Source organism: Georgenia sp. G2120 (assembly GCF_055326485.1).
This window is the reverse complement of the sequence record NZ_JBUZNL010000020.1, coordinates 1-13,764: the sequence shown is the minus strand read 5'-3', so window position 1 is coordinate 13,764 and position 13,764 is coordinate 1. Positions and strand designations below refer to the sequence as shown.

The following is a 13,764-nucleotide window of genomic DNA, read 5'->3' as shown; positions in this document are numbered from 1 at the left end:
CGGGGACCGCAGCTCGCGACCCCCACGATTCGACACCACGCACGCCCGACGATCCGCACCAGGAGCCCACCATGACCGTCCGCCGACTCGGCCGCATCGCCGCCGGCCTCGCGCTCGTCGCGATCCTCGCCGTGCTCGGCGCCCTCGTTGTCGTCCCCCGACTCATGGGCTGGGTGCCGCTCACCATCCTCAGCGGCTCGATGGAGCCGACGATCCCCACCGGCAGCCAGGTGATCGTCGAGCAGGTCCAGGGCGAGGAGGAGGCGAGCGAGCTCCAGGTCGGCGACGTCATCACCGTCATGCCCCGCCCGGACGACCCCACGCTCGTCACGCACCGGATCGTCGAGCGCCGGGTGTCCTCGGACGGCGTCAGCTTCGTCACGCAGGGCGACGCGAACAACGCGGTCGACGACTGGGAGGTCACCGCCACCCAGATCCGCGGCGAGGTCCGCTACCACGTGCCCTACGCCGGCTACGTCGCCACCGCGCTCGACGGCAACCAGAAGGCCACCGGCGCGATCGTCGCGGCGGCTGCGCTGCTCGTCTACGCCGCCGTCCAGATCGTCGGTGCCGTCCGCCGTCGTCCCGAGGAGGACGCGACCGCGAAGGCGAGCCGGGACGCGGAGGCGAGCGCCGGCGTCGTGCCGACAGACGATGCGGACGAGGCGACCACGGTCCCTTCCGACGACGAGTACCCCGCCGTCCTGCCGCTCCTCTCGCCGGACGCCCCCGCGATCTCCGCGCTGTCCCCCGACAGCGAGGACGCGGTCCACCACCGGTCCTACGCCCACGCCGGCCGATGACGACGGACGAGCAGGTCGTCGACGTCGCCGCGCTGCACCGCCTCGCCACCGACGTCGGCACGGACGCGGCGTGCGACATGGTCGACCGCTTCCTCGACCTGCTCGAGGCCCGCCTCATGCGGATCCGCCGCGCGCCGGACGCGAAGGAACTGGACGTCGCCGTGCTCAGTCTCGCCTGCTCCGCCTCGATGCTCGGTGCGGAGGCCCTCGCCGCGTCCGCTCGCTCGGTCCGGCTCGCGGACCTCGCCCCCGACGAGATCACCCTGCCCGACGGCGAGAAGCGCGACGCCGCCGAGGCCCTCCAGCGGCTCGAGCACGTGGCGCGCCGCTCGGCCGGCGAGCTCTCCCGCCTGCCCGCCTGCTCCAGCTGAGACCGGGCGCCGCACCGGGCCCTACCGCGCGGACACCATCCGGTAGCCGACACCGCGCACGGTCTCGATGAACCTCGGGGCGGCCGCGCCGTCGCCGAGCTTGCGGCGCAGGTTGGCGATGTGCACCTCGACGGCGCGGCGGTCGGGGTCGGTGACGTCCCGGGCGTGGTCGTCGGCGTCGCCCCAGGCGGCGCGCACGAGGGTGTCCTTCTCGACGACCCGGCGGCCCGCGCCCACCATCGCCACGAGGATGTCGAACTCGCTGCGCGTGAGGTGGACGGGAGCGTCATCGAGCGAGGTGAGCCGGGCGTCGACGTCGACGAGCAGGCCCCCGTGCCGCAGGACGCCGTCGTCGTCGGGGTCCGGGAGTGCTGCGGCCGGCGCATCGGGAGACCACGCGACCTGCACCACCCCGGCGACCGGCGCCGAGCTCGCCACCGTCGCGAGAGCGGGAGGCATCGCCGGGGGTGTCGGGGGCACGGACGCCGCGGGTGCGGCCGGCGCCGAGGGGGCCACCGGCGCGGAGGCCGCGACGGGCGGCGAGTCCGCCGAGCCGGCCACGGTGCGCGGGCGCCGCAGCATCGCCTCGATGCGGGCACGCACCTCGCGCGGCCGGAACGGCTTGGTCACGTAGTCGTCGGCGCCGGCCTCGAGGCCGAGCAGGGTGTCGATCTCGTCGGACCGACCCGTGAGCATGAGGACGTAGGTCGAAGAGAAGGTGCGGATCCGGCGGGCGACCTCGAAGCCGTCGATGTCCGGCAGGGAGATGTCGAGGGTCGTCACCAGCGGGTCGTGCGCCCGGACGGCGTCGACCCCCTCGAGCCCGGTGGGCGCGGTGTGCACCTCGAACCCGGCCTGACGCAGGGTCGTCTCGAGCAGGAACCTGATGTCGGCGTCGTCCTCGACGACGACGGCGGTCCTGACCTCAGAGATCACGTCACAAAGTTATCAAACCGACGACCTGCAGCGACACCCCCGACCGGTGCTCGGAACGTGTGCCGACGTGCCTTTCGTCGCGTGCGAATCCCACGGAAACACCAGCCTCGCGTAGTACTCTCGCAACTCCCCCCACAATTCACGCTCGGCACCCCCTCGCGCCCACTGGATGTAGGACGAGAATGTCGGCGCGCGGAACGAGACGAAGGTGGACCTGTGGAGCTGACCGACTACGTCGCCGTCATCCGACGACGGTGGCCGATCGTCCTGGTCGTCACCCTGCTCTGCCTCGCCGCCTCGTTGGCCGCGAGCCTGCTCGCCACCCCGCGGTACACGTCGAGCTCCGAGGTGTTCTTCGCGGTCCAGGGCGGCGACTCGGTCAGCGACCTCGCCCAGGGCTCGACGTTCGCCCAGCGGCAGATGACCTCGTTCGCCGAGGTCGCCACCTCCCCGCTCGTCCTCGAGCCGGTCGTCGAGGAGCTCGGCCTCGACATGACCCCGGGCGAGCTCGCGGGGATGGTCACCGTCAGCGTCCCGCAGGACACGGTCATCCTCGAGGTCTCGACGACGTCGACGAGCCCCGACGACGCCGCCGCGATCTCCAACGCGGTCGCCAACCAGCTGGCCAGCACGTCCGCCGCGCTGTCCTCCCCCGACGGTGGGGAGACCGCACCCGTCCAGGCCACCGTGATGACGCCGGCCCAGGTCCCGGGCTCGCCGTCGTCGCCGGACGTCGTCCGCAACGCCGCGCTCGGCCTCGTCCTCGGCCTCCTGCTCGGCCTCGGTGCCGCGTTCGTCCGGCACCTCGCGGACACCCGCGTGCACACCGAGGAGGACATCGAGACCCTTACCGACACGCCCGTCATCGCCGCAGTGGCGATCAAGGAGAACGCCGAGCGCGACCGGGTCTTCGTCCACGACGACCCGCACGGGCCCTCCGCCGAGGCCGTCCGCCGGCTGCGCACCAACCTCCAGTTCGTCGACCTCGGCGACGGCCCCAGCTCGATCGTCGTCACGTCCTCGCTGCCGGGTGAGGGCAAGTCGACGACGGCGATCAACCTCGCCGCCTCGCTCGCGGACACCGGGGCGCGCGTGCTCCTCATCGACGCGGACCTGCGGCGCCCCTCGGTCGCCGACTACCTCGGGCTCGAGGGCGGCGTCGGGCTGACCACGGTGCTCATCGGGCGCGCGTCGCTCGATGACGTCGTCCAGCCGTGGCAGGACACGTCGCTCGACATCCTGCCCACCGGGCAGATCCCGCCGAACCCGAGCGAGCTGCTCGGCTCGCAGTCGATGCGCACGCTGCTCGCCGAGGCCACGAGCTCCTACGACGCCGTCCTGCTCGACAGCCCGCCGATCCTGCCCGTCACCGACGCCACCGTGCTCAGCGGCATGACCGGCGGGACGCTCGTGGTGGCCGGCGCGAACCAGATCCACAAGGGCCAGCTCGCCGACTCCCTCGAGTCGCTCGAGGCCGTCGAGACACACGTGCTCGGCATCGTCCTCAACCGGGTCGCCCGCATCGGCAACCGCTACTCCTACACCTACGCGGGGTACCGCCCCCTCGACGCCGACGAGGCGCCGAGGGCGGGCACGACCACCGCCGCCTCGGGCCCGCGGGCGGTGGCCCCGCGCCGCGCCACCGCTCCCGCACCCCGACGCAACCGCCGCACCCGCGCAGCGTCCTGAGGACCGGAGACGTGAGCACCGCCGACGTGGGCACCGCCGCCCCGCCCGACCTGCGCGTCCTCACCGTCTGCACCGGCAACATCTGCCGGTCGCCCGCGGCCGAGCGGCTCCTGCGCCACCGGTTCGGTGCCGGCTCCGGCATCGAGGTGACGAGCGCCGGTGTCGGAGCCCTGGTCGGCGCACCGATCGACGAGCCCGTCGTCCGGCTCCTCGCCGACCGCGGCGTCGACACGACGGACTTCGCCGCACGGGCGCTGACCGAGCGCATCGCCGGTTCGAGCGACATCGTCCTCACCGCCACCCGCGAGCACCGCGCCGCGGTCGTCGAGGCGGCACCCGCCCTCGTGCGCCGGTCCTTCACGCTGCTCGAGCTCGCCCGCCTCGTCGGTCAGGTCGACGAGGCCGACCTCGTGGCCAAGGCCGGTGACGACGCGACGCCGGCCGCACGACTCAAGGCTCTCGCCGCGCTCGCCGCCCGGCACCGCGTCCAGGTCCCCCGCGAGCTCGACGACGTCGCGGACCCCTACCGCGGCAGCCCGGAGGAGTACCGGGTCGCGATCGACGCGGTCGCGGAGGCCGTCGACACGATCGCCGACCGGGTGCTCGGCCGCGCCTGACGGCGCGGTCCGCACCTCGTCCGGCCCGCCGGTCCGAATCCGGCCGACAGACCGGTCCGGCCTAGAGGACCTCCTCGTCGAGGCGCTCGGCGACCTCCGGGTTCTCCTCGAGGTACTCGGCCGCGCGATCCTCGGCGATCGCCTGGTTGAGCTCGTCGAACGTCTCGTAGTGGAGGTTGACGATCGACTGCCGACCGTCCGGGCTCCAGCCAGTGCCGGCCACGGGCGCGGTGAGGAACGTGACGTCGTCAGGCCGCACGTCGCGCATCGACAGCCCGAGGGTCGTCATCTGGCTCACGGAGAGGTTCTCGTCGACGGCGACGGTCCCCGCCACCACCTGCGCGAAGTCGTAGAGGGCCGCGGGGCGACGCAGGAGGTTCTCCCGGAAGACGGCGGACATCATCGCGCGCATCCAGTTCTGCTGGCGCTGGACACGGCCGAAGTCGCCACCGGGGATCGAGCGGTTCCGCGCGTACAACAGCGCCTCCTCGCCGTCGAGGAGGTGCGTGCCGGGCTCGAGGTCGACCGCGCGTCCGTCCCGGGTCGTCCCCTCCATGCCGTTGGGGAGGTCGATCTCGACACCGCCGAGCTCGTCGGTCAGCTGCGCGAACGACTCGAAGTCCGTGACGGCGAAGTGGTCGATCGGGATGTTCGTCAGGTCCTCGATCGTCTGCACCATGAGGCCCGGCCCGCCGAACGAGAACGCGGCGTTGACCTTGTTGTCCCCGTGCCCGGGGATCGGCACCCACGAGTCGCGCGGGATCGACATGACGACGGCGGACTGCCGGTCGCCGGACAGGTGGACGATCATGATCGCGTCCGTGCGCTGCCCGCCGACCTCCCACTGGGTGGGGTCGCCGGCCGAGATCCGCGAGTCGGATCCGAGCACGAGGAAGTTGACCGGCGTGCCGCCGCCCTCCTCGGGCTCGACGTGGGTGGGCCGGTCGGTGACGGACTCGAAGACGTCCGGGATGCGCTCGACCTGGGACTCGATCCGGTGCTGGACGTACCTCAGCGCGCCGTACGCGCCGCCGACGAGGACGAGCACGATGACGAGCGAGGCGATGAGGGCCTTCCGGCCGCCCCCGCCCTTGCGCCGGCGACGATGCCGGCCGCCCGCCGCCTCGTCGTCGCTGTCGCTGAACGGGATGACGTCGTCGTCCGGGTCGTCGTCGTCCAGGTCGTCGGAGGAGTCGCCGTACCGGTCGTCGTCGGAGCGCCCGTCCTCGTCGCGTCGTTCGTCGTCGGAGACCTCGTCGTTAGTGATCTCGTCGTCCGACGGCTCGTCGGGCGTGCGGCTGGCGTCCTTGTCCGGCGTCGAGCTGGTCACACCGATCCCTCATGGTCCCGGGGGCGCGAGTCCGCCCGTCCTGCCGCGCCGTTCCGCGCGGGAGGCAAGTCTAGGGCGCCCGCGCGTCGCGGACGGGGACGCCGGACGGGGAGGTGTGCACGGGCAGAGGTGCACCCCCGCCCCATCCGGAACTCGTTGCCGTGCCGAGCACCCCGACGTACCGTTTTTTAGAGGACGGGAGTCCGGCCGCCGGCCGGCCCCGGGATCGAGCCACGAGGGAGCACCAGCATGAGGCGCAGGATCATCACGGTCGCGGCGGTCGCCGGGCTCGGCATCGTCGGGGTCGGCGGTGTCGCGGTCGCGGCCTCGCTCGGCAGCGAGGACGCACCGGAGCAGCCGGTCGCGGCGGGCGACGACTCGGGCACGGGGGACGAGACCGACGCACCGGACGACGCGCCCGACGGCGACACCCCGCCCAGCGGCCTGCCCGCCCTCCCGGAGGGCCTGCTCGACCGGCTGCCCGACGACCTCGCCGACCAGCTGCCCGAGGGGCTCGACGACCTCGAGGGACTCGAGGGTGAGCTGCCCAGCGAGCTCGAGGACGGCGGCATGGCCGCGCTCACGGAGTCGATGCAGCCGATGATCGACGCCGCGCTCGAGGGCCTCGAGCTCCTCGACCTGGGCCCGGGCGAGCTCCTCGCCGAGCTCAGCTCCGGCGCCACGATCGGGGAGCTCGCCACCGAGCAGGGCGTCGACCCCGAGGAGCTCGTCCAGCTCGGGCTCGGGCCGGTCGACGAGGAGATCGACGCCGCGGTCGAGCGCGGGGACGTCACCCGCGCCGAGGCCGACGAGGCGCGTGCCGAGCTCGAGACCATGCTCCGCACGGTCATCGAGGAAGGCCCCGAGGCTGCCGGCCTGCCCGGTCCCGGCGCCTTCCCGCACGGCGACCAGCCGGACGCCCCGACCACCTGACTTCTTCCTGGCGAGTGAGCGGCCTTCCTCCCGGCGAGTGAGCACGCCGGTACCACTCACGACGACGCACACCCCTCGACAGCGAAGCGGGCCCCGCACCCTGATGGGTGCGGGGCCCGCTCACTGGTCGAACCGACAACCGCTCACTCGTCACTCACGGACGAGCAGCCGGCAGTCAGCGGCGGATGCCGAGGGTGTCCTCGCCGTCGCCGTTCCAGTCGCCGACGAAGACCTCGTCGCCCGAGCGGCCGTAGCGGACCTCGCGGTCGGCCCAACCACCGGTGAGGGTGTTGGACATCAGGTAGAGGTTGCCGCGACGTGAGGCGAACGTGTCGCTCCCGTTCCCGTCCCAGTCACCGACCAGGACCTCGTCGTTGGCGCGGCCGTAGTCGAACTCCTCGTCCGCCCACCCGGAGGTCAGCGAGTTGGACACGTAGTAGGTGTTCCCACGACGGACCGCGAAGGTGTCCGTCCCGTCGGCGTCGTAGTCACCGACGAGGACCTGGTCGTTCGCGCGGCCGTAGTCCAGCTCGGTCTCCGCGTCCCCACCGGTGTGGCGGTTGCTGAGGAAGTAGCTGTTCCCGCGTCGGACGGCGAAGGAGTCCACGCCGTCACCGTCCCAGTCACCCACGAGCACGGTGTCCCCGGAGCGGCCGAAGGTCAGCTCGATGTCCGCGTTGCCCCCGTAGAGGGAGTTGGACAGGTAGTAGGCGTTCCCACGACGAACGGCGAGCGTGTCGCTGCCGTTGCCGTCCCAGTCGCCAACGAGGACGTCGTCGCCGGGGCGACCGAAGGAGAACTCGTGGTCCGCCCAGATGTCCCAGCCGTCGTTGAGGTAGAACCCACGCCCCGGCGTCGGCGGAACCGGCTCACCCGGATCCACCGGCGGCTCCTCGTCGTCGTCGAAGGAGGCCACCAGGTCGGCGCCCAGCTCGTCGTCGTGCGCCTCGAGGCTCGCGCCGATCCGCCAGGTGCCGGCCGCGTACTCGCCCGCGGGGAGGTCCCGCCCGCCCGGCTCCCAGTGCGGCTGCCAGACGACGGCGCCGGACGGGGCGTAGTACGTGTTGTCCTCGCTCCACGCCGAGCCCGGCAGGTAGGCGGCGGCGACGCTCGCGTCGTCGGAGCTCGCCTGGGTCCACAGCCCGAACCCCGTGACGTCACCCTGCGGCCGGTCGGGTTCGGTGTCGTCGCCGACGCGGTCCATCGCCGAGTCGACGGTGAGGCCGACCTCCCAGACGGGCGCCGTCGTCGGGGCCGTGACCGCGAGGTCGAGGTTCGAGTCGAGCCACTCCTGGGAGAAGTCGAGCGACCAGTCGGCGGTGACGGGCTCGTCACCGAACGGGATCCCGGTGAGGTCGAGCGTCGTCCCGTCGACCACGGCCTCGGCAGGCTCACCGGCGACGTCGGTGTTCCCGAAGTTGCCGACCCCCAGGTAGGGGCCGGTGGCGCGGTAGTCGTCGTCGAGCACCGGGGTCCAGCCGTCCTCGCCGTCGGGCACCTCCATCGAGGTGAGCGCGGCGCGTGGCGACGTCTCGACCCGTGCGCGGTAGCCCGGCGTCGTGACGTCGTACCCCGTGGTGACCCGCTCGCCGTCGAAGTCGAGGGGGCGCAGCCAGACGCCGCCCTGGCCCCAGCCGGCGCCGCTCACCCACCAGTCGTCGCCGTCCCGGACGATTTCGGACGCGTGCTCGCGGATCTGGCCGACCTCCTGGTCCACGGTGAAGTGGAGCGGGTCGTCGCTGCGGTAGACGCGGGTGTCGCTGTAGTCGGTCGTGCAGCACACGGTCATGTAGTACGAGCCGTCCCGCTCGACGACGAAGGGCGACTCCGTCGGTCCGCCGAACGTTCCCTCGACCGGGTGCTCGAAAGCGACCTCCCGCGGCCCCCAGCTCACGAGGTCCGTGCTCGTGCGGTAGGCGACGATGTGGTTGCCGCCGTCGGGCTCGCTGTTCGCGGTGTAGTACATGACCCACTGGTCCTCGAGGCGCAGGATCATCGGGTCGCGCGCGTCGAAGCCGTCGACGAACAGCGGGTTCGCGTCGTGCCGGGTCCAGGTGAACAGGTCCTCCGACGTCGCGAGCTGCATCTGGTAGGCCGTGTGGTCGTCGTTCCCGCCGGCGTAGTACATGTAGTACGTGCCGTCGTGCTCCATGACGTACGGCGCCCAGACGTGGGTCTCCCCCGCCTCGGGGTCGGCGTGCATGACGGGCTCCTGCCGCGTCCACGGCCCCTCGAGGGAGTCGGCGGTCGCGTGCGCGAAGTAGGTCTCGTCGAGCGGGGCCGCCGGCTCCTCGTGGGTGATGCCGAACAGGTGCCAGGTGCCCTCGTCGTCCTGGATGAACGTGTGGTCGTTGATGTACCACTGCTCGTCCATGCCGGTCGAGGGGTCGTAGATCCTGAAGCGCTCGCCGCTGGTGACGGCGGGGACGCGCTCCTCGAAGGGCTCGATGGCGATGTCGTCCGCGTCCGGTGCCCCGGACGACGGCGGTGCCGCGATGCCGACGGTGCCCACGAGCACCGCGCTGCCGAAGGCGGCCGCGACGACGCGCGACCACCACTGTCTTCTCCCACCGACCATGTCGGCGCCTCCTTGCTGCCAGATCGAGTCGTTCGGTCGGGGCCGGTCGCGGGCGACCGCGTGCACCGGCCTCATGTGTCGGCGGCACCGATGTCGCGCCACCGGGGAACGACGAGTGAGCGCCGCCCGGACCGTGGTCCGGGCGGCGCTCACTCGTCAGGCGGACATCCGCTCACCCGTCGGACAGGTCAGCGGCGGACGCCGAGGGTGTCGGAGCCGTCGGCGTCCCAGTCGCCGACGAACACCTCGTCGCCCGCACGCCCGTAGTCCTGCTCGACGTCGGCGTTCGTCGACGTCAGCGAGTTGGAGACGAAGAACGTGATGCCGCGGCGCACGGTGAACGTGTCCGCGCCGTCGCCGTCCCAGTCACCGACGTACACCTCGTCCGAGGCCCGGCCGTAGTCGAGCTCGGAGTCCGCGTCGCCGGACGTCAGCGAGTTGGAGATGTAGTAGGTGTTCCCACGGCGCACGGTGAACGTGTCCACCGAGTCACCGTCGTAGTCGCCCACGAGCACCACGTCGCCGGCGCGGCCGTAGTCGAGCTCCGCGTCCGCCCAGCCTCCCTCGAGGCTGTTCGAGAGGAAGTAGCTGTTCCCGCGGCGCACGGCGAAGGAGTCCGCCCCGTCGCCGTCCCAGTCGCCCACGAGGACGACGTCGCTCGCCCGGCCGTAGCTCAGCTCGACCTCGGCGTTGCCGCCGTACAGCGTGTTCGACAGGTAGTAGGCGTTGCCCCGGCGCACGGCCAGGGTGTCGGACCCGTTGCCGTCCCAGTCGCCGACGAGGATCTCGTCGCCGCGGCGACCGAAGCTGAACTCGTGCTCGGCCCACGCGTCCCAGCCGTCGTTGAGGTAGAACCCGCGACCCGGGGTCGGCGGGACCGGCTCACCCGGCTCCTCCGGCTCCTCGGGCTCCTCGCCCTCGGTGCCGGTGAGCGTGAGGTAGTCCAGCCCGACGAAGAAGCCGGCGGCCGCCTCGTTCTGGCCCGTCACCCGGAGGGTCAGCTCGTGGGTGCCGGCGGTGAGCTCGACGGTGCCGAGCCCGATCGGGTCGGTGAGGCTCACGCCCTCGGCCCCGTAACCGTCGACGGGTTCGCCGACGACCTCGCCGTCGACGAGCACCTCGACGATCCCGTAGTCCGCCGCCCGGGTGAACACCCCGGCGAGGTCGTACGTGCCGTCGGCGGGGACGTCGAACGCGAGGGTGGCCGTGTGGCCGACCTCGGTGGCCTTGAACCACAGCTGCGCCCCGGCGGACCAGTCGGCGCCGCAGCAGGTGCCCTGCCGGACGGCGTCGGCGTCGCTCGAGAGAACCTCGAGGCTCTCGGCCTCGAGCCGGACAGTGGTGCCGGCGGTGGCCGTCACCTCCTCGGAGAACTCGCCGGTGTTCCCGCCGACGTCGACGGCGCGGACCCGGTAGGACCACTCCTCGCCGAGGCCGAGGGAGTCGTGCACGAGGCCGAGGTTCGACGTCGTCGTCAGGAGCGTGTCCTCGCTCGGCTCGAAGCCGGGCTCGGTGGAGGCGTGGACCTCGTAGTGCTCGATCCCGACGTCGTCGGAGGCCGCGCCCCAGGTGACGTCGATGGCGTTCGACTCCTGGCCCTGCGCCGCGACGTTGACCGGGGCGGACGGCGGGGTGGTGTCGGCGACCGGGGCGACGATCGACTCGACCTCGTACTCCGAGGCCGACCACGGGGCCGCACCCTCGACGGGCGTGAGCGTGACCTCGATGATCCCGTCGGTGCCCTGGCTCAGCGCCGCCGGCACGACGATCGAGTCCTCGAGCCACCGGTGCGTCTCGTTGGCCAGCGGCTGCTGCCAGACGCCCACGGCCTCGCCGTCGACGCTGACCTCGACCGCCTGGTAGCCCTCGGCCTGGTCGGACGTGCGGCGCAGCCACACGCCGTCGTTGTCCTCGGCCACGGCGACCGTGAAGGAGACGGGCTCCGTGCTGGTGCGCAGGTCGTCGGTGACCGACGTGGGGTTGTGCGTCCCCTCGAAGGTCGACGTCAGCTCGGCGACGTCGCCCCCGCCGAAGTAGTCGTGGGCGTCCTCGCTCTCCGTGTCGCCGACGTCGATGCGGTCGGTGACGCGCAGGCTGCTCACGCCCTCGTGGCCGTACCAGAAGGCCGTGGACCCGTAGAGGCCGGGCTCGTTGGCGAGCGGGCCGTGCTCGATGCCGAACTCGATGCCCGAGCCGAAGCTCACCGACTCGGCGATCATCAGCCGGTAGGCGGCGTCGCACTGGAACTCGCAGTCGAGGATGCCGGTCTGCATGGCGGGCGCGCCGTTCATCGGGGCGGAGAACTCGTTGCGGTTGAAGTACCAGCCGCCGTGGTAGAAGTCCTCCGAACCGGTGCCGTGGATCTGCGGCGACCGCGAGCCGTCGACGAACACCCGCTCGTCGCCCTCGAGGTAGTTGCGGATGTTGCCCTCCTCGATGTGGCCCACCATCGTGTGGTTGACGCCGACGAACCGGCCGACCGCGTTGGTGTCGAGGAACGTCCAGTCCTCGCCGGCCACGGTCTCGCCGGTGCGGCTCTCGGCCTGAAAGTAGCCGATCGACGGGTCGTCGCCGGTCAGCTGGTCCGCGATCGCGGGGTCCGCGTGGGACGTGACGGTCGCGCTGCCGGACTCGATCGTCTGCGTCGACCCGTTGACGAGGTCGATCGTGGCGGACTCGGCGAACGGCATCGGCCACCAGGACCAGTACGAGCCGTCGTCCTCGATGTCCATCGCGTACATCAGCGCACGGACCTCGGCCTCCCCCAGGCCGGACCCGAAGAACTCCCCGAGCGGGGCGTCGACGGTCTGGACGCCGTCGAAGGTCATCTGCACGCGGACGTCGCGGAGCAGCTCGTTGGAGGCGAGGATCTCCTCCTCGTTCTCGATCTCGGTCGGGTAGGAGTAGCTGTGCGAGCCCTCCCATGCCTGGTCCGTGATCTCGTAGCCGTGCGCCTCCTCGCTGGCGAGCGCCTCGTCACCGGGGCCCACGTCGAGCTCGTCGGTGCGGACGAGCTCGCCGCCGACCACGGAGTCGACCCAGTAGTAGAACTCGTTGAAGTCGATCCCCGCGGAGACGAACGTGTTCTCGATCGTGATCTCGCTGCGGCCCGCGGTCAGCTCGGCGGGCAGCTCGACGGTCTGGTCCGTCCACTGGCCCGAGTTCCCGCGCACGGGCTCCCACTCTCCGGCCGGCTCACCGTCGACGGTGATGGTCGCGTGCTGGTTCGCCGAGAGCGGGTCCCACCGCCGCGTGAGCTCGACCCCCTCGTTGTCCGGGTCGATCGCCACGGTGAAGCTGCTCGTGCCGGTGTGGGCGCGGCCGTCGTCCTGCAGCGGCTCGCCGGGCGGCGGTGCGCCGACGACCTGCGGCAGCGCGAGCCGGAGCTCGTCGACGACGCCGGGTCCGCTCAGCTCGGCGAGCCGGAGGGTCTCACCCGGAGCGACGGCGACCTCCGTGTCCGCGGTGACCGCGTCCGGGTGCGCGGGCTTGGGGTCCTCGTGACCCCACGCCTGGGCCTGCTCGACGATGTCCGCCGGGGCCGCCTCCGGGTCGAAGGTCGTCACGCCCTCGGCGTCGGGGAACGAGCGGTGCGTGACGTAGTAGAAGAACGGGTTGTTCGTCGTCGTCACCCGCATCGACTCGCGGTAGGCCATGGGCACCTTGATGTAGACGCCGCCCGAGCTCTGGTCGGCGTTGGCCACCAGCGGGTAGGTGAACGGGTCGCCGTGCTCGCCGTTCACCAGCTCCTGCAGGGGCGCGTCGACGACGACCTCGCCGTCGAGCTCGATGACGATGTTGCCGGCCCCGGAGACGTTTCCGCCGTCCCAGGTGAACCAGATCGAGCCGATCTCACCCGGGCCGGTGTCCTCGGCCAGGACGCAGCCCTGCTCGCTCTCGCGCAGGCAGGAGTACGTGCCCTGGAAGCCGTCGTCGTTGCCGCCCGTGCGGTCGAAGCTCGAGAACTGCCGGGTCTCGACGCCGGTGGTCAGGGTCGGGAGCAGGTCGAGACGCTCGTAGATGTCCCAGCCGATCGGGCCGGTCGACGAGCCGGCGTCGTCCTGCTCGGGCGCGGGCTCCTGGACGGCCGGGGTCTGGGCGGAAGGCTGCTGGGCCGCCTGGACCGCCGCCGGTGCGGACGCCGGGGCTGCGGGCTCCGCCGCGGGCTGGGCGCTCGGGACGGCGGCCGCCACCGGCGCGAGCAGCCCGAGGGCCCCCACGGTGGCGACGGCGACCTGGGCGGCGCGCCGTCTCAGGCCCCCTCGGGTACGGGAATGGTCGGACATGTCTGATCCCCCTCGATCGGAACGGTGTCGGGTCGTGCGTCGGTACATGGGTGCGAGTGGCGTGCGTCGGTCCGGGGGCACGGGACGCGGGGGCGTCCGTCGGTGCGTCGTCGTCGGTCGGTACGTGGTCGCGGGCGTCGGTGCCCGGTGGTCCCGAGGAGCGTCGGTGCCCCGTGGGTGTGGTCCAGCGATGTCGTGGCGGGGGGGGGGGGGGGGGGGGG

At 72.3% G+C, this 13,764-nt stretch carries 9 protein-coding genes; 5 read left to right on the top strand and 4 right to left on the bottom strand.

Annotated elements, in window-relative coordinates:
* The first annotated feature begins 71 nt into the window (after nt 1-71).
* Nucleotides 72-803 carry a signal peptidase I gene (locus ACZLMO_RS15825; RefSeq protein ID WP_463654290.1) on the top strand — a complete coding sequence of 244 codons (732 nt, stop codon included), beginning with the start codon at nt 72-74 and terminating at the stop codon, nt 801-803.
* Nucleotides 800-1,174, top strand: a complete 375-nt coding sequence (locus ACZLMO_RS15820; RefSeq protein WP_463654289.1) for a hypothetical protein — start codon at nt 800-802, stop codon at nt 1,172-1,174. Before ACZLMO_RS15825 ends, ACZLMO_RS15820 begins: the two co-directional genes overlap by 4 nt.
* A gap of 21 nt (nt 1,175-1,195) precedes the next feature.
* Here ACZLMO_RS15820 and ACZLMO_RS15815 read toward each other — a convergent pair whose 3' ends face one another.
* Nucleotides 1,196-2,110 carry a response regulator transcription factor gene (locus tag ACZLMO_RS15815; RefSeq protein ID WP_463654288.1) on the bottom strand — a complete coding sequence of 305 codons (915 nt, stop codon included), beginning with the start codon at nt 2,108-2,110 and terminating at the stop codon, nt 1,196-1,198.
* 216 nt (nt 2,111-2,326) lie between these two features.
* Between ACZLMO_RS15815 and ACZLMO_RS15810 the strand changes: the two genes are divergently transcribed.
* Together ACZLMO_RS15810 and ACZLMO_RS15805 are read left to right on the top strand one after the other, a co-directional pair.
* Entirely contained in the window at nt 2,327-3,799 is a 1,473-nt protein-coding gene (locus ACZLMO_RS15810; protein ID WP_463654287.1) for a tyrosine-protein kinase domain-containing protein, read from the top strand.
* Between the two features lie 11 nt (nt 3,800-3,810).
* Nucleotides 3,811-4,416 (top strand): arsenate reductase/protein-tyrosine-phosphatase family protein, encoded by a 606-nt coding sequence (locus ACZLMO_RS15805; protein WP_463654286.1) that lies wholly within the window; start codon nt 3,811-3,813, stop codon nt 4,414-4,416.
* Nucleotides 4,417-4,477: 61 nt separating this feature from the next.
* Here ACZLMO_RS15805 and ACZLMO_RS15800 read toward each other — a convergent pair whose 3' ends face one another.
* Complete coding sequence (locus tag ACZLMO_RS15800) at nt 4,478-5,746, bottom strand: LCP family protein (RefSeq protein WP_463654285.1); 1,269 nt, start codon at nt 5,744-5,746, stop codon at nt 4,478-4,480.
* A gap of 249 nt (nt 5,747-5,995) precedes the next feature.
* On the opposite strand from ACZLMO_RS15800, the gene ACZLMO_RS15795 reads away from it, so the two are divergent.
* Nucleotides 5,996-6,679 carry a hypothetical protein gene (locus ACZLMO_RS15795; protein WP_463654284.1) on the top strand — a complete coding sequence of 228 codons (684 nt, stop codon included), beginning with the start codon at nt 5,996-5,998 and terminating at the stop codon, nt 6,677-6,679.
* A 175-nt stretch (nt 6,680-6,854) separates the two neighbouring features.
* Here the strand turns inward: ACZLMO_RS15795 and ACZLMO_RS15790 are convergent, their stop codons facing one another.
* A complete protein-coding gene (locus ACZLMO_RS15790) occupies nt 6,855-9,332 on the bottom strand; it encodes a family 43 glycosylhydrolase (protein ID WP_463654283.1) in 2,478 nt (825 codons plus the stop codon).
* A 113-nt stretch (nt 9,333-9,445) separates the two neighbouring features.
* Complete coding sequence (locus ACZLMO_RS15785) at nt 9,446-13,543, bottom strand: glycoside hydrolase family 172 protein (protein ID WP_463654282.1); 4,098 nt, start codon at nt 13,541-13,543, stop codon at nt 9,446-9,448.
* Nucleotides 13,544-13,764: the final 221 nt, after the last annotated feature.

Excerpts from the sequence above, each read along its gene's own strand:
- ACZLMO_RS15825 (WP_463654290.1), top strand. The coding sequence starts at position 72 with ATGACCGTCCGCCGACTCGGCCGCATCGCCGCCGGCCTCGCGCTCGTC.
- ACZLMO_RS15820 (WP_463654289.1), top strand. The coding sequence starts at position 800 with ATGACGACGGACGAGCAGGTCGTCGACGTCGCCGCGCTGCACCGCCTC.
- ACZLMO_RS15795 (WP_463654284.1), top strand. The coding sequence starts at position 5,996 with ATGAGGCGCAGGATCATCACGGTCGCGGCGGTCGCCGGGCTCGGCATC.
- ACZLMO_RS15790 (WP_463654283.1), bottom strand. The coding sequence starts at position 9,332 with ATGAGGCCGGTGCACGCGGTCGCCCGCGACCGGCCCCGACCGAACGAC.
- ACZLMO_RS15785 (WP_463654282.1), bottom strand. The coding sequence starts at position 13,543 with ATGTCCGACCATTCCCGTACCCGAGGGGGCCTGAGACGGCGCGCCGCC.